The sequence below is a fragment of the Marinactinospora rubrisoli genome (assembly GCF_042664915.1).
GTDB lineage: Bacteria > Actinomycetota > Actinomycetes > Streptosporangiales > Streptosporangiaceae > Marinitenerispora > Marinitenerispora rubrisoli.
In genome coordinates, this window is sequence record NZ_JBHTBH010000013.1 from 150,625 (window position 1) to 172,095 (window position 21,471).

Below are 21,471 nucleotides of genomic sequence, written 5' to 3' on the forward strand. Positions count from 1 at the left end.
AGTCGGTAACGGTGCCGGACCGCGGGGTTCGTGGTACCGGCCGGTATCGCCATTTTCGCACGCGCGTCCAGGCCGTAGCCGAGGCGGCCCCGCCCCGGCGGGAACCGCGAGCGGATGAATTCCGCGGCCCGGAGGGTTGGATTCGGCGTGGGGGAGCAGGGACAAAGGGGCGGGTCCGCTGCGCGGGGAACGGGTTCGCGACGTCCGCGCGGGCCCGTTGCCCGACGTCGTCATGGAGGAGCCGTGGACCACCCGGGGGGACATCCGAGGCGCTGGGTCATCCTGGGCGTGCTGGTCATCAGCCTGCTGGTGGCGGTGCTCGACAACACCATCCTGAACGTCGCGCTGCGCGTCATCTCCGACCCCGGGGAGGGGCTGGGCGCCAGCCAGAGCCAGCTCGCGTGGGCGATCAACTCCTACACCCTGGTGTTCGCGAGCCTGCTCTTCACCTGGGGCGTCGTGGGCGACCGGCTCGGCCGCAAACGGATCCTGATGACGGGTCTGGCGATCTTCGGCATCGGCTCGCTCGCGTCGGCGTACGCCCAGAGCCCCGACCAGCTCATCCTCGCCCGCGCGCTCATGGGATTCGGCGGCGCGGCGATCATGCCGCAGACGCTCTCCATCATCACCAACGTGTTCGACCCGGCCGAACGGGGCCGCGCCATCGGCATCTGGTCCGGCGCGGTCGGGCTCGCGCTGGGCATCGGTCCGCCGCTGGGCGGCCTGCTGCTGGAGCACTTCTGGTGGGGGTCGGTCTTCCTGATCAACGTGCCGATCGTCGCGGTGGGCCTGCTGCTCATGGCGTTCCTGGTCCCGGAGTCGCGCAACGAGGCGCCCCGCCGGCTGGACCCGCTCGGCGTGCTGCTCTCCGTCGTCGGCCTGGTGCTGCTCGTCTACGGCATCATCGGCGCGGGCGAACGCGCCTCGCTGGCCGACCCCGACGTCTACGGCTCCCTGCTCGCGGGCCTGGCGGTCCTCGCGGCCTTCGTCGTCCACGAGGCGCGCAGCGACCACCCGGCGCTGGACGTACGGCTGTTCCGCAACCCGCGCCTGGCGGTGGCGGTCGCGGCGATCATGCTGATGTTCTTCGCGCTGTCCGGCGTGCTGTTCTTCATGAACTTCTACTGGCAGAGCGTGCGCGCGTTCACGCCGCTGCACGCCGGTCTGCTGGTGATCCCGGTCGCGCTCGCGCAGCTTCTCGTCGCGCCGCTCAGCCCGTTCCTCGTCGCGAGGTTCGGCCCCAAGGCGGTGTGCGCCACCGGTATCGCGATCGCCTCCGCCGCCCTGGGCTGCTACGCGCTGGCCTCCGTCGACACCCCGGTATGGATGATCGAGGCCGTCTTCTTCGCGCAGGGCACCGGCATGGCCCTGGTGATGCCGCCCGCGACCGAGTCGATCATGTCCTCGGTGCCCCGCGAGAGCGCCGGCGCCGCCTCCGCCGTGCAGAACACGGTGCGTCAGGTCGCCACCGCGCTGGGCGTGGCGGTGCTCGGCGCGGTCGTCTCCACCGTGTACCGTGGCCGGATCGAGCCGCTGCTCCACGACCTCCCGGCGGCGGTCCGGCAGCCGGCGGCCGAGTCGATCGAGGCGACCCTCGTGGTCGCGCGCGGCCTGGGGCCGGCCGGCGAGCACCTGGTGGCGCCGGCCAAGGAGGCGTTCCTGTCGGGGATGCACTTGGCGGCGCTGTGCTCGCTCGCCATCGGCATCCTCAACATGGTGATCGTGCTGGTGTGGCTGCCCCGGCACAGCGCCCGGGCCCCGGCCCCGGCGCGCGCCCGCGCGGACCGCCCGGCGGTCGGCAAGGGGGGAGACGGCGAGGCGGACCACCCCGCCCCCGGTGCCGGGAACCGGCCGCGCCGAGACGAGTGAACGGAGCGGGAAGCGACCGCACAGCGGGCCCGGCGGCGGCACGGCGTGCGCCGCCCGCCCCGGGACGGCGCACGCGCGGCGGTCCGTCTCACTGCGGTGGGACCTTGGCGCCGGGCTGCCCGCCCTCGCGGGCCCGCTCCAGCCCGTCGGCCACGCGGGAGTACAGGTCGTGCAGCTCGCGCAGCCGCCGGCCGGGGCCGCGGCCCTCGCGGTCGTGCACGAGGTCCAGCTCCGCGCCGGTCAGGTCGCGCAGTTCCCGCACCATCCAGGCGCGCTTGCGGAACAGTTCCTCCCAGTGCGCCCGCGGCGGGATCTGGAACGTCGTGTCCCTCCCGCCCGGCTCGCCGTTCTGCTGGACGGCCCGCGCTCCGGCGAACGCGCACAGGATGCCGCCGACCTCCTCGGCGCTGAGACGGGTGCCCTCGGAGATCTGCACGACGGTCTGTGCCTCCGGGTCGCACACCATCAGGTAGCCGGCGACCCGGCCCCAGGCCTCGGGCAGGTCGCCCGCGGCGAAGACCTGGCCCACGCGGTCCGTGTAGCCCGCCACCTCCTCACGAGTCGGCTGGTGCATCGCGGTGTCGGCCATGGCGTCCCCCTTCCGAACTCCGGGGAGCCGGGACCCCGCCGTCCGGGCTCCCCAGGATCCATCCGACCGCCGCGCTCACCGGGGAGGAAGGGGTCCATGGTCCCGCCGGACCATGGAGTTGGCCCCGGTCGGCCCACCGCGCCCGTGAGGTGGGCGCGGAGGTGAGCCCGCACGTGGGACAGGGCGCTCCGACGAGGGGAACGCGCCGGTCGCCCCCCGGCGCGCGAGAAGAGCAGCCCCGTCGCGAGATCGCGCCCGGCAACACCGGGAGCGCGCTCGTGCCCCGCTCCGGATGCCGGCGAGGCCCGAGCAGGGTTCGATCCCGTCCTTTCCGGCGGGGAGGCACCGACGTGACGGGCGGCGGTCCCGGTTCGCTCACCCGGAGGCGGTCGTGTCGTCCCGCCCCGGCAATGACCGCAGGATCAGCGACAGCCCGAAGTCGAACCGGTCGTCGAAGGACGGGTCCGTGATATGCGGGACGACCCGGGCCAGCGCGGGATAGTCACTGTCGGCGATCGCCCCGGTGAAGCGCCGGCCCACCGCCGCGTCCGGGGACGCCTGCTCCTCTTGGGCCAGGCCCAGGGTGAAGTACACGATGGTCCAGCATCCCCAGGCCGCCTCCCGCTCGGTGAGTCCGCCGGCCAGGAGCGCCGCGACCATGGTGTCGGCGAATCGGAGCGTCGCCGGCTCGGCCGCGTAGGTGCCGGCCACGATCCGCGCGCCGTCGCGGTGGGACAGCAAGGCGCGGCGGTAGCGGCGCGCGAGTTCGCGAACCCGGTTCCGCCAGGCGTCGGGCAGGTCCTCCAGTGCCGCCTCGGCCAGGATCGCGTCCGCCATCAGCTCCAGCAGCCGTGCCTTGGTCTTGGCGTGCCACAGGACCGTGTTCATCCGGACTCCGAGACGGTCGGCGATGCCGCGTATCGACACGGCGTCCGCGCCCTGTTCGTCCAGCACGTCCAGCGCCGCCCGCACGACCGCTGCGGAGTCGAGACGGGGGCGGGTGCCCTTCACCGGTTGCTTGTTGGTCACTGACCTAGTTTACTGGCCATCGTCATTGGTCACCGACCAAGGAGAATTTCATGCAGCAGGTCATCATCGTGGGAGGCGGTCCGGTCGGTCTCTGGCTGGCCGCGGAACTGCGACTCGCCGACGTCCCGGTCACCGTCCTGGAGGCACGACGGGAACGGGACCCGCACTCCAAGGCGCTCACCATCCACCCGCGCACCATCGAGGTCCTCGCCTTCCGGGGAGCGGCGGACCGCCTGCTCGCCGAGGGAGTCCGCCTCCCGAACGGCCACTTCGGCGGGCTGGACGACCGGATGGACTTCGCCGTGCTCGACACGCCCTTCCCCTTCACCCTCGTGCTGCCGCAGGCCCACACCGAGGAGCTGCTGGAGGAACGCGCGCTCGCGCTCGGCGTGCGGATCCGGCGTGGGCACCGCGTCACCGGCCTGACCCAGCACGCCGACTCGGTGACCGTGCGGGCCGAGAGCGCCACCGGGCCGTACTCCCTGGAGGCGGCCTACGTCGTCGGCTGCGACGGCACCCGCAGCACCGTGCGCGCGGCGGCGGGGATCGACTTCCCCGGCACCGACGCCACGGTGTGGGGCTGGCTCGGTGACGTCGTGCTCGACGATCCGCCGGCCGCCGGCGGCTTCAGTGCCTGCACGCCGGACGGAGGCGTGATGATCGTGCCGCTGCCCGGCGGAGCACACCGGCTCGTGGGCTCCGACCCGACGAACATCCGCCCGGACTGGCCCGGCGAACTCACCCTCGACGAGCTGCGAGCCACCGTCAGGCGCGTCGCCGGCACCGACTTCGGCATGCGCGACCCGCAGTGGCTCTCCCGGTTCGGCAACGCCACCCGGCAGGCCGCGCAGTACCGCTCCGGCCGGGTCCTCCTCGCCGGTGACGCCGCCCACATGCACTTTCCCACCGGCGGCGTCGGACTCAACGTCGGCATCCAGGACGCCACCAACCTCGGCTGGAAACTCGCGGCGACGGTGCGCGGCCGGGCGGCGGACACCCTGCTGGACAGCTACCATGCCGAGCGCCACCCGGTGGGCGCCGACCTGCTGCTCAGTACCCGGGCGCAGACCGCGCTGATGACCGCGTTCACGCAAGAGGGGCAGGCGCTGCGCGCGCTGCTCAGCCGGTTCGTCGCCACCGTGCCGGAGTTCTCGCGGGAACTCGCCGAGCGGTTGTCGGGCCTGGCCGTCAGCTACCCGCCCACGACAGCCGACGCCCACCCGCTCACCGGCCGGCGCGCCCCCGACCTGCGGTTCGCCGGGTCGGAGGCCACGCTGTTCACACTGCTTTACCCGGGGCGGCCGGTGCTGCTCGACCTGGCCGGCGACACCGCCGATACCCCCGAGGGAGCGGCGGAGCCCGCCCTCACGACGCACCGCGCCCCGCTGCACGACCCGCCCGCCGGGTGGGAGAACGTGCGTGCCGCCGTCATCCGCCCCGACGGCCACGTGGCGTGGGCGAGCGACGACCCCCGCGACGGCTCGCCGACGCGGAGGCGATCGCCCGCGCGGACGGGCATTCCCGGGTGGAACTCCTAGCGCTCAACGCGGACGTCGACGGAAAGCTCGGCTCATGCTCGTCGCACCATGGAGCGTGCGCGAGCATCGGGCCGCCGCGCAGCCCGGGCGGGATCCCCAACACCGGCCTCGAGGCCGGGCTGCTCAGACCGTCGCGGGAGGCGCTGATGTGCGCGGACCCTGCGGCGCCTCCCGAAGCGTGGCGCTCGGCCATCGCCGAAGCGCGGGCCAAGGGGGGCCGGAACTGCGCCTTGGCCGTCGGCGACCGGGCCACCGGCGGACGAAGCCTCGCCGAGGCGCTGACCATCTCCGTGCAGACGGTCGGCGGGCACGTGTCCAACGCGTTCGGCGAGCTGGGGCGTCTCGATCCGCAACGACGCCGCCATCAGGGCGCGCGAACTCGGCCGGGAGGACTGACGGCCACCGTGGGTACGGCGGGCGTCAGGCGGTGGCGGTCGAACGGAACGCCGCGCGGCCACCCGGCAGGCAGAGGCGGACGGCGTTGATCGCGCCGACGGCGATGGCGAGCAGCGTCAGCCCCTGGCCGGTGGTCTGAGCGGCGAACATGAACCGCAGCCACCGCACGTCGTCGCCCGAGGTGTAGGCGAACCAGCCGAAGGACTCCGTCGTCCCCGCCGACGTCACCGCGTAGGCGGCCACCAGGAGCCCGGACAGCCCGACCAGTGCCCACCACACGGCCGGTGTCGCCCGCCCGACCACGGTGAGCAGGCCGCCCGCGACGACGGCCACGATCCCCGGCAGAACCGGGAGCCGCCAGGACACCGTGAGCCCGACCGCGCCGAGGAAGGGCAGTGCGAGCGCGGCGAAGGCCACCACGGCGACGCCGAGTTGCACCGCCAGCAGCACGCGGGTCCAGCGGAGCACCGCGGCGTGCGGCTCGGGGTTCGCAGGGGAGGGCATGCGGGGGATTGTAGAGGGCCGTGGCGACGGCGCCGACCCGGTCTCGGATGGGTGGCGGCCCGTGGCCCGGTGCCCGGCCGGCCAGTGTCGCCGGTGCCGCTCCCGACGCTCCGGCGATGGGTGCGCCGAACGGCACCGAGGCCGGGCCGCACCGCCGCGCCGGGATCCGATCCGCTCGCGGCCGGCGGCGGTGGGAGATCCCTCCCCGGTGTCCGGCGAGGCGGCCGTTCCGCCACCGCCGCGGTGAGACCGCGCGGGGGCACCGCCCCGGTCCCCTCGCCGGACGGCCGGGGTGCCTCGAAAGTGCTGCGGACAAACCCGCCGGACCGGGAGTACGCTGCGTGACGAAGATCGGCCATCGACGTCACCGTCCCGGACCGTTCCCGTCCCGGCCGGTTCGGTGGAGCCGGCAACGGTGTGCGGAACGTTCCAGGACGGCAACCAGGAGGCGTGCAGTGCCCGAGACCCACACCCGGGAGACGTTCACCCGTCACGTCGCGCGGAAGGAAGCCGAACGGCGGGGGATCGCCGTCGACTGGAACGCGACGGCCCCGGAGGACGCGCCCGCCGAGCTGAGGCACGCGATCTTCCGCGTGCTGGACCGCGGCTGGTGCGTGTGGGCCACCACGCTGGCCGAGGAGAGCGTGACTCCGGCCGAGCGCGACTTCTACCCGCTGGAGGCGGCCCTCCCGGACCGGTGGTCCCGCGTCGGCTGGAACGGGGTGCGGCTGCACCCGGCCGAGGGCGCCTGACCGGCCAGAGGCGGGCCGAGACCGAGCCGCCCGGCGGCCACCGGGCGGCCGGGCGCCCCCGGACATCGCGGAGAGCCGGGCACCCCGCGGGCGCCGTGGTGCGGCGCCGTCAGAGCGTCGGCAGGTACCGGTTCAGCTCGTACGGCGTCACCTGGCGCCGGTACTCCTGCCACTCCGCCTTCTTGTTCCGCAGGAAGAAGTCGAAGACGTGCTCGCCGAGCGTGTCGGCCACGAGTTCGCTGTTCTCCATCGCGCGGATGGCCTCGTCCAGGCTCTGCGGCAGCGGGGAGATGCCCAGCGCGCGGCGTTCGGCGTCGGTGAGCGCCCACACGTCGTCCTCCGCGCCCTGCGGCAGCTCGTACCCCTCCTCGATCCCCTTGAGCCCGGCGGCGAGGATCAGCGCGTAGGCGAGGTAGGGGTTGGCGCCGCTGTCCAGCGACCGGAACTCGATCCGGCTGGAGTTGCTCTTGGTGGGCTTGTACATCGGCACCCGCACCAGCGCGGAGCGGTTGTTGTGCCCCCAGCACACGTACGCCGGAGCCTCGCCACCGGCGCCCGCCGAAGCCGCCGCCTGGTCCCACAGCCGCTTGTAGGAGTTGGTCCACTGGTTGCACACCGCGGTGATCTCCGTGGCGTGCCGGAGCAGGCCGGCGATGAAGCCGCGCGCCACCTTGGAGAGCTGGAAGTCGGCGCCCGGCTCGAAGAAGGCGTTGCGGTCACCCTCGAACAGCGACAGGTGCGTGTGCATGCCCGAGCCGGGGAACTCGGTGAACGGCTTGGGCATGAACGTGGCGTACACGCCCTGCTCCAGCGCCACCTCCTTCATGACCAGCCGGAACGTCATGATGTTGTCGGCGGTGGTCAGCGCGTCGGCGTAGCGCAGGTCGATCTCCTGCTGGCCGGGGCCGCCCTCGTGGTGGCTGAACTCCACCGAGATGCCCATGGCCTCCAGCATCATGATGGCGTTGCGCCGGAAGTCGTGGGCGCTGTTGTGCGGCGTGTGGTCGAAGTAGCCGCCGGAGTCGTTGGGCTCCGGGAACTCGCCGTACTCCGGCTTCTTCTTCAGCAGGTAGAACTCGATCTCGGGGTGCGTGTAGAACGTGAACCCCAGATCCGAGGCCTTGCTGAGCTGACGCTTGAGGACATGACGCGGATCGGCGTAGCTGGGCGTGCCGTCGGGCATCAGGATGTCGCAGTACATCCGCGCCGTGCCGTGCGGTTCGTTCCGCCACGGCAGGACCTGGAAGGTCGACGGGTCCGGCTGCGCGAGCATGTCCGCCTCGTGCACCCGCGCGAATCCCTCGATGGCCGAGCCGTCGAACCCGATGCCCTCGGCGAAGGCCGCCTCCAGCTCCGCCGGCGCCACGGCCACCGACTTGAGGTACCCGAGCACGTCGGTGAACCACAGTCGCACGAACCGGATATCGCGCTCCTCCAGCGTACGGAGCACGAATTCCTGCTGTCGGTTCACGGTCCACCTTCCTCAACGGATCGTCGTCTGTACGCGTTCCTACCAGACGTGATACCCCAACTATGCCCAGTCGGGGTTTCCCCGACGTTAACGCACCAGGTAGACGGGGTACCAGGGGAGCGATCGGGGCGCGGACGGCCAGGTCAGCGGCCCCCGGACGCGCCGGAATCCGGACGAATGGCTAGGCTCGATCGCGTGGCACAACTGCGGATCGCTCTGGCTCAGATCAACTGCACGGTCGGGGACCTCGACGGCAACGCCGACCTGATCGCCGGGTACGCACGGCGGGCGGCGGACGATGGCGCGCACATGGTCGCGTTCCCCGAGATGGCGCTCACCGGTTACCCGGTGGAGGACCTGGCGCTGCGCCGGTCCTTCGTGGAGGCGTCCATCAGCGCCGTGCGCCACCTCGCCGAACGGCTCGCGAACGAGGGCCTGGGCGACCTGCCCGTCGTGGTCGGCTACCTCGACCGCCGCGAGGGCGTCGCGCAGCGGTACGGCCAGCCGACCGGCATGCCGCAGAACGCGCTCGCGCTGCTGTACCGGGGCGAGGTCCGGGCGGTGTCGGCCAAGCACCACCTGCCCAACTACGGGGTCTTCGACGAGTTCCGGTATTTCGTGCCCGGCGACACGCTGCCGGTCGTGCGGCTGCACGGGGTGGACGTCGCCTTCGCCATCTGCGAAGACCTCTGGCAGGACGGCGGACCGGTGGCCGCCGTGCGCGACGCCGGTGCCGGGCTGCTCGTGGTGCTGAACAGCTCGCCGTACGAGCGCGCCAAGGACGACGAGCGGCTGGCGCTCTGCCAGCGCCGCGCCCGGGAGGCCGGCGCCGCCCTCGCCTACGTCAACATGGTGGGCGGCCAGGACGAGCTGGTGTTCGACGGCGACTCCCTGGTGGTCGACGCCGACGGGGCGCTGGTGTCGCGGGCCGCGCAGTTCGAGGAGACCCTGCTCGTCACCGACCTGGAGCTGCCGGTCCCCAGCGACCCCCAGCCGATCGAGCGCACCGCCACCACCGACATCGAGATCCGGCGCCACACGCTCTCGGAGCGGCCGGTCGACGCCTACCGGCCGCGCCCGCCGGTCGTCGCCGACCGGCTGGACGACCTCGCCGAGGTCTACGCCGCCATCGTCACCGGCACCCGGGACTATGTTCGCAAGAACCGCTTCGGCTCGGTCATCCTCGGGCTGTCCGGCGGGATCGACTCCGCCCTCACCGCCACCATCGCCACCGACGCCCTCGGCCCCGAGATGGTCAACGTGGTGCTGATGCCGAGCCGCTACTCCAGCGACCACTCGATCACCGACGCCGAGGAGCTGGTCAAGCGCCAGGGCATCACCGCCCGCACCGTCGCGGTCGGCCCGATGATCGACGCCTTCGAGGCGGCGGTCGAGATCGACGGCCTGGCCGCGGAGAACCTGCAGTCGCGGGTGCGCGGGCAGCTGCTGATGACGCTCTCCAACCAGTTCGGGCACCTCGTGCTCACCACCGGCAACAAGAGCGAGCTGGCCACCGGCTACTCCACCCTCTACGGTGACTCCGCCGGCGGGTTCGGGCCGATCAAGGACGCCTGGAAGACGCTGGTCTGGGAGCTCGCCACCTGGCGGAACGCCGAGGCGGCCCGCCGCGGCGAGGTTCCGCCGATCCCGGAGAACTCCATCACCAAGCCGCCGAGCGCCGAACTGCGCCCGGACCAGCTCGACACCGACTCCCTGCCGGAGTACCCGGTGCTGGACGCGCTGCTGGACGACTACATCGGCACCGACCTCGGCCGGGAGGAGCTGGTCGCGGCCGGCCACGACCCCGCCCTGGTGGACCGGGTGATCCGGCTGGTCGACCGCGCCGAGTACAAGCGCCGCCAGTACCCGCCCGGCCCCAAGATCAGCAAGCGGAACTTCGGCCGCGACCGGCGGCTGCCCATCACCAGCCGCTGGAACTGACGGAGCGGCCGGCGGTACCGGGCGAGGCGGCGGGAGCCGCCGTCCCCGCAACGCGGTCGTGCCCGTTGTCCGTGCCGTCTCCCGCTCCTTGGTCACGGCGCTGCACGCCGTGACCAAGGAGCAGCCGGAGGACCTTCGCCATCGGCTCATGAGGGGCGTGCGTCCGCCGTCGCCCGTGTGCGACCGTTCTACCGCTCGTGCAGTCGCTGCCGCCACCAGGCGGCCGCGTGCCAGGGGCTGATCGAAGCCGCCTTCGGGTCCGGGAGAGTCCTCCGCCTGAACTCGTCATCGAGTGCGGCGACGATCCGGCGTAGCTCCCCGCGAGGGCCGTCCGGCAGCACCCGCAGAGCGGTTTCCAAGTCGTCACGAGCATCGACCGGATCACACCACGGACAGTCCGGCCACGGGACGTACAGCCAGCGGCCGGGTCGACGCAGGAAGCGTCGATACCGGTCGAGCGCCTGACCAATGAACCCGGTCCCCAGGTGACGGGCCTCTGCGATCTCGACGGCGATCTGCGTTCTTCGTCCGGCACCGAGGATCGGCGTCGATCGGCGGTCGTGAGCACGTGGCCGCTCTGCGCGGACGGCGCCCGGCCTCCTACGAGGCATCGCCCCTTTGGGTCGACTTCATGCCGTCATCGTGGCACACCCGCTGTCGAACGTCATCACATGACTTGATCGATCACCGGGTTCGCGTGCCCCGGCAAGGCGCAGCCGAGCACCCCGGCGAAAACGGCTTGGCCGGCGTCGCACCGCGCCGGTAGGGTTCCGGTCCGCCCGCCGTCCGCACCTGGAGCACCGCACATGACCAGCCGACCCGCGACCACGACCCTGTGGCGGCCAACCGGACCCACGGAACTGGACCTGGTCCGCGCCCTGGAGTGGCGGGCCTGGCCGCCCCGGCTGCCCGAGCAGCCGATCTTCTACCCGGTGCTCAACGAGGACTACGCCGTGCGGATCGCGCGGGACTGGAACGTCAAGCACGACGGGGCCGGCTTTGTGACGCGGTTCGAGGTCGAGGCGGCCTTCCTGGAGCGGTACCCGGTTCGGCAGGCGGGCGGCCGGAGCATCCTGGAGCTGTGGGTCCCGGCCGAGGAACTCGACGAGTTCAACGCCCACATCGTCGGCCGGATCGAGGTCGTCCACGAGTTCCGCTGACCCGGGCGTGGCGGCCGTCGGCGTCCGCCATTGCGCTGAAGGCGGGAGGCGGGCGGTGGTGGTGCGAGCGGTTCGGGGACGGCCCTGGTGGACGCTGCCTTAGGTGCCGGTGCTCGCGGCCGTGGGCTGCTCCTCGTTCCCGGCGGAGATCGACCTCGCGGGCCGTGCCGCCTGCGATCTCCTCACCCGGGAGCAGGCGATGCGCTTCGGGTTCTCCGGGATCTCGGCGGAGGACGGCGGCGACACCGTCGGCGGGGACTCACTGTGCGTCCGGGCCTCGTCACCGCCGGGAGACCTGATGTAGGTGCTGCTGCGTCGCCGCGAGGGCTACGACGATCACTTGGACTCTCCCGAGGGCGGCCACCACCCCCGCCGGGCACCCCGCGCTCAGCGCGGCCAACGGCACCGTGCTGATGGTCGCCGTCTCCCCGGACGGCGACCTGATCCGGCCGCAGCGGACGAGCACCCCCGAACGGCTCCCGGACGTCGCGCGCACCATCGTGGCGAGCATCTGCTGACTCCAGGGGAGTCCGGCCTGGGCGCCCCGTTGCCCGCCGGAACCCGGCACCGAAGGACTGGCGGCGCCGAGTCGTCCCATGGCATGATCGCGGGCATGCCGACTCGAAAGGCCGATGCCGCGTAAGCGCCCGAGCGCGCTGCGCGCCGAACCCACTCTCCGCCACGCCGTCTGGTCGAGCGGGCTTTTAGCGAAGATCCCCGGTCTGTCCCTCCGCGCCACCCGCCAGGTGTACCGGGTGGAGGCGCTGAGCCTCGACTACGTCCTCTTTCCGGGGGCCACCTGGCTGGCCCTGCGCCGCTACCGGGCGTTCGTGGCGGCTGCGGGACGCCGGCCCCGCTACCCGATGGCCGCCGACTGCTCCTGCCGCACCTGCGCCATGGACGACGCCCGGCACGCCCGCGACGTCCTGGAGACGGTCGCGCAACGGCTCCCGCCCCGGCCGCGCGCCGAGCTGCGGCGCCTGCTGCGCCCGCTCGACGCCCGCTACCTGCGGTGCACGCTGCCCGACCCGGCCCTCTCCCGTCGCATCGACCCCGGGGAGCGCTGGTGGAATCGCCGGATCGCCGTCGGGACGTGGCTCTCGCGGTGAACGAGGCCGGGAACGCGCGGCCACCGCCGGTCGTCGGGGGACACCGGCCGGTCGGCCGGCCTGCGGAATGGGGCGGGCCGGTCCGGCACGCCGAAGGACGCCGGGGCAGGAGGCGGCCCGCCCGCGCCGCGCTCCACGGCCCGGTGGCGGGCCGTGGCCGCCATGAGCATCTCCGCGGGGACGGTGCAACGCCGTCGTCGCCATCGGCGAGGTACCGCCGGCCCGTGGCAGCGGAGCCGGCGGTCGCCCACGCTCCCGGCGTCGGGTGGCCACTCCGACGCGCGGTCTGAGGGAGCCTTCCGGCCGGGCGCCTGTCCCCCACACCGTGGTGCCGTCAGCCCGCTCCACCCGCCACGACCGGGCGCGACCGATGGGCGGTACCCCGTGGTCGGCCGCCCCATCAGCGAGCTAGATCGTTGATGGCCATCGTGTGCGACACGGGCTTCGCCGGGGCCGGGATCGAGAAGGCCGCCGCCGGCCCGGGCCACGCGCTCATCCGCCCGGCCCGCCGCGACGAGGACGCCCCCGGCGTCTACCCGGGCCGGCCGCACATGCGCATCGAGGCGGTCATCCGGACGCCGAAGAACCAGCCCGGCCCGCAACGCCACCAGGCGCGCACCAACGAAGGACTCTGGGCACGCACCTGCCGGCGCACCCCCGCCCTCAACACCGCGATCCGGCACAACCGGCTCAGCGAAACCCGTCAAGCGCTCACTCGTGGCCCACGACCACTGAGCAACCCCCATCAACGATCTAGGCCAGCCCCAGCTCGTGGGCGCGGGCCGCGGCCTGGCCACGGTTGGGGAGGCCGAGCTTGGCGAGAATGTGCGACACGTGCACGCTCGCCGTCTTCGCCGAGATGAACAGCTCGGCGGCGATCTGGGCGTTGGTGTAGCCGTGGGCCAGCAGTCGCAGCACCTCGGTCTCGCGCGCCGTCAGACCGGCCGGTGGGGACGGGGGAGCCGACGCCGACGCGTCCAGGGAGAGCCCCAGACGGCGGGCGAGGTCGGCGGTCCGCCGCTCCACCTGGACGGCCCCGAGTTCCTTGGCGATGTCGGCCGCCGCGCGCAGCCGCTCCGCGGCCAGCGCGCGATCGCCGTGGTTCGCGGCGGCGTCCGCGGCGTGCAGCAGCGCGTCGGCCCGGGCCAGCCGGTACTCCGTCCCCGCCGTCGATGCCACCGCGCGCTCCCAGGCCTCGGTCAGGGCGGCGGGGCCGGCGCCGTCGAACGCGGCGATCCGGGCCCGCACCATGTCGCGGTGGGCCGTCCGTGCCGGCCCCTCGGAGGTGATGGTGGGGTAGAAATCCACGAGCCTGCGACGGAGCTCCGCGGCCCGGCCGGCCCGGTCCGGCGTGTCGGCCGGCGCGCCGCGGCTCAGGCTCAGGGTCCGCGCGGCCAGGTTGCTGAACTCCCAGCGGTAACACGCGCCCGCCCGGACGTCGATGCGCTCGAAGGTGCGCAGGGCCGTGTCCACCGCGGGCCACACCGCGCCCTCGGCGAGCGCCGCCTCCATGGTCAGCATGGCCAGCGACACCACCGACTGGACGCGGCTGGTGAGGAGGACGCCGTTCGTGCGCAGCTCCGCCAGCAACGCGGCGACCGTGTCCTGGTCGCCGTGCAGGAGGGCGATCCGGCCACGCAGCACCTTCAGCAGCGACGCGTGCAGTGGGGCCGGGGACCAGCTCAGCGCGGCGTCGATGATCCGGGCCGCCTCCTGCAGCTCGCCGAGCTCGAACAGGATCTCCGCCCGGTTCAGCGCGATGAACGCGCCCTTGGACCGCAGCATGCTGACCTCGCGCGCCCGCTCCAGCCCGCGCGCCGTGAGATCCAGCGCCTCCCGGTGCCGGCCGTTGTCGCGCAGCAGCGAGGACAGGTTCCCGATCCCGCGCAGCTCCAGCTCGGGCTCGTGCACCTGCTCCGCGAGCGTGATGCCGCGCCGCATGCTCTCGGCGCCCGCCTCGGTGTCGCCGGCCTCACCGTGCACGGTCCCCCGCGTGATGAGAGCGTCGGACACGGCGCACAGGTCCCCGTGCTCGGTGGACCGGGCGAGCGCCTCGGTGGCGACCTCGGCGGCGGTGAGCCGGTCGTGCGCGGTGTCGAGGGCGATGGTGCCGCCGGTCAGCCGCTCCGCGGGCAGCGTGCCGCCGCGCAGCATCAGCTCACGGGCGATGATGGCCAGCAGCCACCCGTAGCCGTGGTGCTCCGGCGGATGCAGGTCGAGCGCGGCCAGCAGGTCGGCCATGGCGTCGTCGTGGCCGAGCTGGATGCGGATCCGCCCGCGGTAGCGGAGGATGACGGCCCGGACGGTGCGCGTCCCGGTGTCGTCGGAATCGGGGAGCAGCGACAGCGCGAGGTCGGCCAGCTCCCGGCCGCGCCGGAACTCGCCGCACTCCAGCGCCGCCGCCACCGCGTACTCCAGCACCTTCACGCGGTCGGTCGCCACCAGCTTGCCGGCTTCGGGGACGCGTTCCCACAGTTCGAGGACGCGTTCCAGCATGCGCAACTGCTCGGCGAACGCGAGCGCCTCACCGGCACGCACCGCCGCCCACCAGGCGGCGCTGAGCGCGCGCGGCAGCTCCTGCGCGGCGTGGAAGTGGTGCGCCTGCTCGGCGGCCAGGCGGTCGGCCGGCACCAGGCCGGGCCGGGCCTCCAGCGCCTCGGCGAACCGCAGGTGCAGCCGGGCGTGCGCGCCGGGCAGCAGCTCCTGGTGCACGGCCTCGCGCAGCAGCGCGTGCCGGAACCGGTAGCCCTGACCGTCCACCCGCAGGATGTTGGCGTTGACGGCGGAACTGAGGGCGTCGTCGAGTTCGTCGGGATCGAGCCGGGCCACGTGCGCCAGCAGCGCGTGCCCGACGTGGTCACCGTCCACGGCCCCCACGGACGCCATCCGGACCACGCTGCGCGCCTGCTCGGGCAGCCGGTCGACGCCGGCCAGCAGGAGTTCGCGCGGCTGGGAGGGGACCGGGGAGTCCAGAATGTCCTCAAGGACGCAGGAGTCCAGGAACGACTCCACGAACAGCGGGTTGCCGGCCGTGCGCTCGTACAGCGCCGCGACCTGCTCGGGCGCGAGTTCGGACCGGCGGATGGCGGCGGCCTGCTGGGCCACCTCCTCCAGGGAGAGCGGACGGAGCGTGAGCTGGCTGACCGTCGGCAGCCGCTCCAGCTCGGGGAGCAGCCGGCGCAGGGGGTGCGAGCGGTGCAGGTCATCGGACCGGTAGCTCGCCACGATCTGCACTCGCGCGGTGTCGAGGTTGCGCACCAGGAAGACCAGCAGGTCCCGGGTCGCGGCGTCGGCCCAGTGCAGGTCCTCCAGCACGACGGTCAGGCCCGCGGGCTCGGCGGCGCCGTCCAGGACCCGCAGGACCTGCTCGAACAGCCGGTTGCGCGCCTCCCGGTGCTCGCCCGGCGGCTCGCCGAGCTCGGGAAGCAGGCGAGCCAGCTCCCGCCCGCCCCCGGCGACCAGCTCCGTCAGGTGCTCGCGGCCCAGCTCGCGCAGCAACTGGCGGAGCACGGTGACGAACGGTGCGAACGGCAGGCCGTCGACGCCCAGTTCCAGACAGCCCCCGGCCACGACCGGCCCGCCGTCCAGGTGCTCGGCGAACTCGCGCAGCAGCCGGGACTTGCCGACGCCGGCGTCACCGCAGAGCAGGAGGGTGCCGGCCCGGCCGGCCCGGGCGGCGTGCGCGTGGTCGAGGAGGGCACGCAGCTCCGTGGCGCGTCCGACGAGGACGGGGCTGGTGCCGTGCGAACTCATGGGCTCCAGTATGCCGGTCTGGGGGGACATGTCCGAGTTGATTATTTCGGTCGCCCAGCCGATCGGACCAGGAGCGGGACGTCCGGCCGCCACCCGGCGGGTCCCCGACCGCCCGGCGGGGGCGACGCTCAGCGCCGGGCCGCCGCCACCGGCTCCCGGTCGCCGGCGGGCGCCGCGTCGGCCGGAGTGTCCGGAGTCACGTCCGGGCCGACGGCGCTGCCGCCGGCCGGCCCCTCCCCGCCGGCCCGCGCCCGCTCCTCGCGGCGCGCCCGCGCGTCCACCCGCCGCCGGATCTCCCGCTCACGGTCGGCGATCCGCTCCCGCGCGACGCCCCCGACCAGGTCCGGATGAATCATTCCTTGGCTCCCGGTGATCCGCGGGCCGGTCGATCCGGCCCCGTGATCCTCAGACTCGCGGTAAGGACCCCGGTGCCACATCGGGCGATCGCCTTATCCGGACCCGGCCGCCGGGGGAGCGGGTGAGCCCGGAGTAAGCCGGGTGCTGAGAACCTCGGTGGGCGGCGCACGGCGGCCGTCGCGCCGCTCACCGGACCGGGAATGTCACCGGCCACGGGCATGATCCGGCACAGCCCGGCCCCGATGAGGTTCCCGAGGCGGTGGGCTCGCCACGGCCGGTCCGGGGAAGGGCGCCCATGGCCGCGGCCGGCGCCCGGCGCCGTCCGGTACCCCGCCCACCCACCCGCATGAGAGAGGGCGATGATGTCCGACCGCACCCCGATCGCAGCGGACCATCCGTTCGAAGAGCGCTACGCGCGCATGCTCCACGAGCTGCGAACCAGTCCGCACGTCGACCTCGAGCACGAGGCGCGCGGCCCCGTCGACGACTTCCTGGCCGACCCGGAGCGGGTGTTCCACGCGCTCGCCGAGGAGTACCGGCTGCCGGTGGCGGCCGCCTTCCGCCCGGTCTTCTTCCGGCAGGCCGGGCTCGGTGTCTTCTGGCGGAGCGTGCCGCCGCTCCCGCTCGTCGTGGGGGAGTTCCACCTACGGCACGTCTACCTGTCGGCCATCCGGGAGCCGGTGCCGTGGCTCGCCGACCAGGTCACCGACGAGCACGCCGAGGTCGCGGCCGAGCTGCGGGTCATGGACGACACCCCGCAGGGCGGTTCGGGCAGGTTCGCCGCGCTGCGGACCACCCCCGGGACGGCCGAGTCACAGATCTGGCTCTACGACATGAGCCACGACCACCGGGCGATCACGCCGCTGGAGGTCGACTACCGCGGTTACCTGGAGGCGCTGCTGCTCACCAGAGGGTTCTCCGGCTGGCAGTACCTGTACGCCGACGTGCCCTTGGGCGCCCCGGAGTTCCGTGGGATCCGCCGGACCATCGAGGAGGCGCTGGAGGTCCTGCCCAAGGCGTTCCCCGGCGACGACCACACGCCGCTGTTCGAACGGTTCGAGCGGCGGTCGTGAAAGGGCGGCCGGCCCGCCTCCAATTCACAGGCTGGACCAGCAGTACAGCTTCTCGCCGGCCGCACGGGCGCGCCGCGCCAGGAGGACCAGCCGTTCCAGGAAGGACTGGAGCGCGAACGGCTCGGCCTGCCGGTCGAACTCCTCGATCCGTGCCCATCGGGCGGCCAGATCCGCGATGCGGGCGTTGTCGATGCCGGCGAGCGTGTCGCGGGCGGCCGGGCCCAGCTCCTCGATCCACGGGCCGGTGACCCAGGGGGAGTTCTCCGGGACCCTTTCCCAGTCGGCGGGGTATCCGCCGGCCGGCCAGACCACCGTGCCGTCGACCAGCCCGGTGTGCCACGGGGTATCGCGGACGAGGGCCACGAGCCGGCCTAGGACCACGGCGGGATCGATGCCCTTTCCGTCCACCGCGTCCCAGGAGGAGTTCGCCACCGTGGGGCCGCCGGGCTCGTCCGCCACCCGGACGGCCGCCTGGGCGTCCGCCGCGCGGTAGTAGCCGTACAAAGCTCCCATGCCCGCTCCTTTCCGCGATACCACACCAACTCCCCCGAGTCGGGCGAGCTGGACGGCAGTAGAGCAGACGGGGCGGACATTCCGGGGACTCGGCGGCCCCACGGCGGCTCAGTCGCGATCGCCGGCGTGGTGGTCGAGCACACGGACGAGCAGCCGGGTCAACTGGTCGCGTTCGGCAGCGGACAGCGGGGCCAGCAGCGCGTCCTGGACGTCGGCGAGCGCGGCGGCGATGTGGCGCAGCCACGCAGCCCCGGCATCGGTGATGGTGACCGAGTTGCGTCGGCGGTCCGCCGGGTCCGGGGTGCGCACCACGAGCCCGGCCTCGGCGAGTTCGTTCAGCGCCGCCACCACGTCACTGCGGTCGATTCCGCACCGGCGCCCCAGGTCGGCCTGGCTCGCCGGGCCGAACTCCTCGACCGCGGCGAGCAGCGCGTAGTGGTACCGGCGCACGCCCATCTCCCCGAACCGCTCGGCGACGAGCCGGTTCGCGTGCGTGGCGGTGTGCGTGAGGAGCCAGCTCGGCGTCGCCCGCAGCCGGGCGGGGGCGAGGTTGTCGGTCGCGGGTGGCATGCCCCCGAGCGTAACGACTGCGCGGGCCGCGCCCGCCCGCGTGGCGGCGCCTCGCCGGGCGCCGCCGTTGACCGGTCACGCACTGTCGACTACTCGCGCAATTTCTTGCGTTTCTTGCAATCCTTGCGAGGTGGCTGCCCCGCGACGTCGCTGGTGGGCGTGCGGCGACCTGGATCCGCGACGGCCGGCCGATCGCGTAGCTGCGGCGCGAACGCGCACGTGGAGACAGCGAAGTGAGGGCCGATGACAGCGGTCGGTGACCGCGTGGAAACGCACCATTCACAAAACGGCGCGGGTTTGTTAGCTTCGTCACTTGAAACTTCTTGCAAGGCTTGCGGCTTCCTGTCCCCCCCGGCGCCGCGCCCGCCCACGGCGGTGCGGCGTCCCCGCGAAGGAGTGCGAGATGCGACTTCGACGATGGTGCCGTGCCGCCCTCGCGGCCGGACTCGGCGCCGCCGCGTTGCTGATACCCCTCACCCCACCGGCCACCCCCGCCCACGCCGAGAACGCCCCCGCCGCGGCCGAGGCCGCCGACGCCAACGGCGACGTCATCGTGCACCTGTTCGAGTGGCCCTGGGAGTCGGTCGCCACCGAGTGCGAGACCTTCCTCGGCCCCAACGGCTACGGCGCCGTGCAGGTCAGCCCACCCCAGGAACACGTCGTGCTCGGCGGCGAGGGCTACCCCTGGTGGCAGGACTACCAGCCCGTCTCCTACCAGATCGAGTCCCGCCGCGGCGACCGCGAGCAGTTCGCCGCCATGGTCGCCACCTGCCGCGACGCGGGCGTCAAGATCTACGTGGACGCCGTCCTCAACCACATGACCGGCAGCGGATCCGTCAACAGCGGCCCGGGAAGCGCCGGCTCGACCTTCACCAAATACGAGTACCCGGGCATCTACCAGAACCAGGACTTCCACGACTGCCGCCGCGACATATCCAACTGGAACGACGCCAACGAGATCCGCACCTGCGAACTCGTCGGCCTCTCCGACCTGCGCACCGAGACCGACTACGTGCGCGGCCGGCTCGCCGAGTACCTCAACGACCTCGTCTCCCTCGGCGTCGCGGGCTTCCGCATCGACGCGGCCAAGCACATGGCGGTCGCCGACATCGCCGACATCCGCGGCCGGCTGGACGAGGTGCCGCACTGGGGCGGCCGGCCCTACCTGTACCAGGAGGTCATCGAGGACTCCGCCATCAGCCCGGCCGAGTACGTCGGACAGGGCGATGTCACCGAGTTCCGCTACCACCGCCAGGTCAGCCAGGCGTTCCGCGACGGATCGCTCGGCGGCCTGCGCGACCTTCCCGGCTCGATGGCGGTCGGCAGCGACCAGGCCGTGGTGTTCATCGACAATCACGACACCCAGCGCAACGAGCCCACGCTCACGTACAAGGACGGCGCCGCCTACGACGTCGCCGCGGCGTTCATGCTGGCCTACCCGTTCGGCACCCCCAAGGTCATGTCCAGCTTCGGCTTCAGCGACAACGACGCCGGGCCGCCCGCCGCGGGCGACGGCACCACCTCCCCGGCCGACTGCTCCGGCTCGGCGTGGGTGTGCGAGCACCGGCACCAGCCCATCGCCGGGCTGGTGGGCTTCCGCAACGCGGTGGGCGACGCCGGGGTGACCGACTGGTGGAACGGGGAGAACGGCCAGATCGCCTTCGGACGCGGCGACCGTGGCTACGCGGTGTTCAACCGCGGGCCCGACATCGGCGCCCGCACCTTCCAGACGTCACTGCCGGCCGGAACGTACTGCGACGTCGCCAGCGGCCCGTCCACCGGCACGGGCTGCGAGGGCGACCGCTACACGGTCGCCGCCGACGGCACCTTCACCGCGGCGGTGCCCGCCGACTCGGTGCTCGCCCTGCACGTGGCGGCGCCCGGCGACGAGACCGATCCGCCCACCGAGCCGGGCGACTGCACGACGGTGGCCACGGCCTTCCACTCGCGGACCGCCACCACGTTCGGCCAGAACGTGTTCGTGGTCGGCGGCATCCCCGAACTCGGCGACTGGGACCCGAGCCGCGCGGTCGCGCTGTCCTCGGCCGACTACCCGGTGTGGAAGGCGACCGTGAACCTGCCCGCCGGCACGGCCTTCGAGTACAAGTACGTGAAAGTGAACCCCGACGGCCGGGTGGACTGGGAGTCCGATCCCAACCGCACGGGCCGCACCGGGAATCCGCCCGGCTGCGAACTGACGCTCACGGACACCTGGCGGTGACCCCGCCCTGATCCCCGCCGCGCGCGACCGGCGTGTTCCTTCCCCGAACCCGCCGGTCGCCCGCGCGGCGCCGTCCGTCCGCGTGGTCAGGGGCGCGGCGGTCAGGCCGCGCCGTGGAACCGGCGGTGCAACCCGCGGACCCGCTCGGCGAGTTCCGGCGCCGGCCCGTCGACCACGGCGCCGGGAACGACGTCCTGGATGCGCAACGTCCGCACCGGCGGTGCCGGCACGCCGAGTTCGCCCAGCCACCCGGACAGCTGTGCGGAGGACGTGGCGTACACGATCCGCCCCAGCCCCACCCAGCCGTGCGCGGCCGCGCACATCGGGCAGTGCTCGCCCGAGGTGTACACGGTCGCCGCCGCCCGCGCCTCGGGTGCCAGGTGCGCGGCGGCCCACCGCGCGATCTCGAACTCCGGATGCCGGGTGCGGTCGCCCGAGGCCACGTGGTTGTGATCCTCGAACAGCACGGAACCGTCCGCCCCCACGAGAACGGAACCGAAGGGTTCGTCGCCCACCTCCAGCGCGGTGGCCGCCAGTTCGACGCAGCGGCGCAGGTGCCGCAGGTCGGTGTCGCCGAGCATGATCGCCTCCTGGGACGTGACTGGAGCGGATCATAGGGCGAATCG

18 protein-coding genes and 1 pseudogene are annotated in these 21,471 nt (G+C 73.3%); 10 read left to right on the forward strand and 9 right to left on the reverse strand.

The window, feature by feature from the left end:
* Positions 1-243: 243 nt before the first annotated feature.
* Positions 244-1,869 carry an MFS transporter gene (locus ACFQRF_RS23610; RefSeq protein WP_379873369.1) on the forward strand — a complete coding sequence of 542 codons (1,626 nt, stop codon included), beginning with the start codon at positions 244-246 and terminating at the stop codon, positions 1,867-1,869.
* Positions 1,870-1,957: 88 nt separating this feature from the next.
* Here ACFQRF_RS23610 and ACFQRF_RS23615 read toward each other — a convergent pair whose 3' ends face one another.
* A complete protein-coding gene (locus ACFQRF_RS23615) occupies positions 1,958-2,458 on the reverse strand; it encodes a hypothetical protein (RefSeq protein ID WP_379873370.1) in 501 nt (166 codons plus the stop codon).
* A gap of 375 nt (positions 2,459-2,833) precedes the next feature.
* On the reverse strand, positions 2,834-3,487 hold the full coding sequence (locus ACFQRF_RS23620; protein WP_379873371.1) for a TetR/AcrR family transcriptional regulator C-terminal domain-containing protein: 654 nt from the start codon (positions 3,485-3,487) through the stop codon (positions 2,834-2,836).
* A 50-nt stretch (positions 3,488-3,537) separates the two neighbouring features.
* Between ACFQRF_RS23620 and ACFQRF_RS23625 the strand changes: the two genes are divergently transcribed.
* On the forward strand, positions 3,538-5,025 hold the full coding sequence (locus tag ACFQRF_RS23625; protein ID WP_379873372.1) for an FAD-dependent monooxygenase: 1,488 nt from the start codon (positions 3,538-3,540) through the stop codon (positions 5,023-5,025).
* Positions 5,026-5,445: 420 nt separating this feature from the next.
* Here ACFQRF_RS23625 and ACFQRF_RS23630 read toward each other — a convergent pair whose 3' ends face one another.
* The gene (locus ACFQRF_RS23630) at positions 5,446-5,925 is read right to left on the reverse strand and encodes a hypothetical protein (RefSeq protein WP_379873373.1); all 480 of its coding nucleotides are present in this window, start codon (positions 5,923-5,925) and stop codon (positions 5,446-5,448) included.
* Between the two features lie 455 nt (positions 5,926-6,380).
* On the opposite strand from ACFQRF_RS23630, the gene ACFQRF_RS23635 reads away from it, so the two are divergent.
* Positions 6,381-6,677 carry a hypothetical protein gene (locus ACFQRF_RS23635; protein ID WP_379873374.1) on the forward strand — a complete coding sequence of 99 codons (297 nt, stop codon included), beginning with the start codon at positions 6,381-6,383 and terminating at the stop codon, positions 6,675-6,677.
* A gap of 109 nt (positions 6,678-6,786) precedes the next feature.
* Here ACFQRF_RS23635 and ACFQRF_RS23640 read toward each other — a convergent pair whose 3' ends face one another.
* Positions 6,787-8,148, reverse strand: coding sequence for a glutamine synthetase family protein (locus ACFQRF_RS23640; protein WP_379873375.1), 1,362 nt, complete (start codon positions 8,146-8,148; stop codon positions 6,787-6,789).
* 195 nt (positions 8,149-8,343) lie between these two features.
* Here ACFQRF_RS23640 and ACFQRF_RS23645 point away from each other — a divergent pair, with 195 nt between their 5' ends.
* The 5 genes and pseudogenes from ACFQRF_RS23645 to ACFQRF_RS27750 form a co-directional block, all read left to right on the forward strand.
* Positions 8,344-10,089, forward strand: coding sequence for an NAD+ synthase (locus tag ACFQRF_RS23645; RefSeq protein WP_379873376.1), 1,746 nt, complete (start codon positions 8,344-8,346; stop codon positions 10,087-10,089).
* An 806-nt stretch (positions 10,090-10,895) separates the two neighbouring features.
* Positions 10,896-11,249 carry an ADP-ribosylation/crystallin J1 gene (locus tag ACFQRF_RS23650; RefSeq protein WP_379873377.1) on the forward strand — a complete coding sequence of 118 codons (354 nt, stop codon included), beginning with the start codon at positions 10,896-10,898 and terminating at the stop codon, positions 11,247-11,249.
* Between the two features lie 103 nt (positions 11,250-11,352).
* Complete coding sequence (locus tag ACFQRF_RS23655; RefSeq protein WP_379873378.1) at positions 11,353-11,553, forward strand: hypothetical protein; 201 nt, start codon at positions 11,353-11,355, stop codon at positions 11,551-11,553.
* Positions 11,554-11,881: 328 nt separating this feature from the next.
* Positions 11,882-12,358: a hypothetical protein gene (locus ACFQRF_RS23660; protein WP_379873379.1), complete on the forward strand. Its 477-nt coding sequence runs from the start codon at positions 11,882-11,884 to the stop codon at positions 12,356-12,358.
* 425 nt (positions 12,359-12,783) lie between these two features.
* A pseudogene (locus tag ACFQRF_RS27750) lies at positions 12,784-13,093 on the forward strand (IS982 family transposase); the annotation flags it as partial.
* Between the two features lie 18 nt (positions 13,094-13,111).
* On the opposite strand, the gene ACFQRF_RS23665 reads toward ACFQRF_RS27750, so the two are convergent.
* Positions 13,112-16,111, reverse strand: coding sequence for a helix-turn-helix transcriptional regulator (locus ACFQRF_RS23665; protein WP_379873380.1), 3,000 nt, complete (start codon positions 16,109-16,111; stop codon positions 13,112-13,114).
* Positions 16,112-16,239: 128 nt separating this feature from the next.
* Entirely contained in the window at positions 16,240-16,467 is a 228-nt protein-coding gene (locus tag ACFQRF_RS23670) for a hypothetical protein (RefSeq protein WP_379873381.1), read from the reverse strand.
* A gap of 360 nt (positions 16,468-16,827) precedes the next feature.
* Here ACFQRF_RS23670 and ACFQRF_RS23675 point away from each other — a divergent pair, with 360 nt between their 5' ends.
* On the forward strand, positions 16,828-17,541 hold the full coding sequence (locus tag ACFQRF_RS23675) for a hypothetical protein (RefSeq protein ID WP_379873382.1): 714 nt from the start codon (positions 16,828-16,830) through the stop codon (positions 17,539-17,541).
* A 24-nt stretch (positions 17,542-17,565) separates the two neighbouring features.
* Here the strand turns inward: ACFQRF_RS23675 and ACFQRF_RS23680 are convergent, their stop codons facing one another.
* A complete protein-coding gene (locus ACFQRF_RS23680) occupies positions 17,566-18,054 on the reverse strand; it encodes a hypothetical protein (RefSeq protein ID WP_379873383.1) in 489 nt (162 codons plus the stop codon).
* Between the two features lie 108 nt (positions 18,055-18,162).
* Positions 18,163-18,624 carry a MarR family winged helix-turn-helix transcriptional regulator gene (locus ACFQRF_RS23685; RefSeq protein ID WP_379873384.1) on the reverse strand — a complete coding sequence of 154 codons (462 nt, stop codon included), beginning with the start codon at positions 18,622-18,624 and terminating at the stop codon, positions 18,163-18,165.
* 403 nt (positions 18,625-19,027) lie between these two features.
* On the opposite strand from ACFQRF_RS23685, the gene ACFQRF_RS23690 reads away from it, so the two are divergent.
* Positions 19,028-20,845, forward strand: a complete 1,818-nt coding sequence (locus tag ACFQRF_RS23690; RefSeq protein WP_379873385.1) for a carbohydrate-binding module family 20 domain-containing protein — start codon at positions 19,028-19,030, stop codon at positions 20,843-20,845.
* 101 nt (positions 20,846-20,946) lie between these two features.
* Here the strand turns inward: ACFQRF_RS23690 and ACFQRF_RS23695 are convergent, their stop codons facing one another.
* Complete coding sequence (locus tag ACFQRF_RS23695) at positions 20,947-21,426, reverse strand: nucleoside deaminase (RefSeq protein ID WP_379873386.1); 480 nt, start codon at positions 21,424-21,426, stop codon at positions 20,947-20,949.
* Between the last annotated feature and the right edge of the window lie 45 nt (positions 21,427-21,471).

Coding starts and splice junctions, on each gene's coding strand:
- ACFQRF_RS23615 (WP_379873370.1), bottom strand. CDS start 2,458: ATGGCCGACACCGCGATGCACCAGCCGACTCGTGAGGAGGTGGCGGGC.
- ACFQRF_RS23675 (WP_379873382.1), top strand. CDS start 16,828: ATGATGTCCGACCGCACCCCGATCGCAGCGGACCATCCGTTCGAAGAG.
- ACFQRF_RS23690 (WP_379873385.1), top strand. CDS start 19,028: ATGCGACTTCGACGATGGTGCCGTGCCGCCCTCGCGGCCGGACTCGGC.
- ACFQRF_RS23630 (WP_379873373.1), bottom strand. CDS start 5,925: ATGCCCTCCCCTGCGAACCCCGAGCCGCACGCCGCGGTGCTCCGCTGG.
- ACFQRF_RS23685 (WP_379873384.1), bottom strand. CDS start 18,624: ATGCCACCCGCGACCGACAACCTCGCCCCCGCCCGGCTGCGGGCGACG.
- ACFQRF_RS23680 (WP_379873383.1), bottom strand. CDS start 18,054: ATGGGAGCTTTGTACGGCTACTACCGCGCGGCGGACGCCCAGGCGGCC.
- ACFQRF_RS23625 (WP_379873372.1), top strand. CDS start 3,538: ATGCAGCAGGTCATCATCGTGGGAGGCGGTCCGGTCGGTCTCTGGCTG.
- ACFQRF_RS23650 (WP_379873377.1), top strand. CDS start 10,896: ATGACCAGCCGACCCGCGACCACGACCCTGTGGCGGCCAACCGGACCC.
- ACFQRF_RS23695 (WP_379873386.1), bottom strand. CDS start 21,426: ATGCTCGGCGACACCGACCTGCGGCACCTGCGCCGCTGCGTCGAACTG.
- ACFQRF_RS23660 (WP_379873379.1), top strand. CDS start 11,882: ATGCCGCGTAAGCGCCCGAGCGCGCTGCGCGCCGAACCCACTCTCCGC.
- ACFQRF_RS23665 (WP_379873380.1), bottom strand. CDS start 16,111: ATGAGTTCGCACGGCACCAGCCCCGTCCTCGTCGGACGCGCCACGGAG.
- ACFQRF_RS23670 (WP_379873381.1), bottom strand. CDS start 16,467: ATGATTCATCCGGACCTGGTCGGGGGCGTCGCGCGGGAGCGGATCGCC.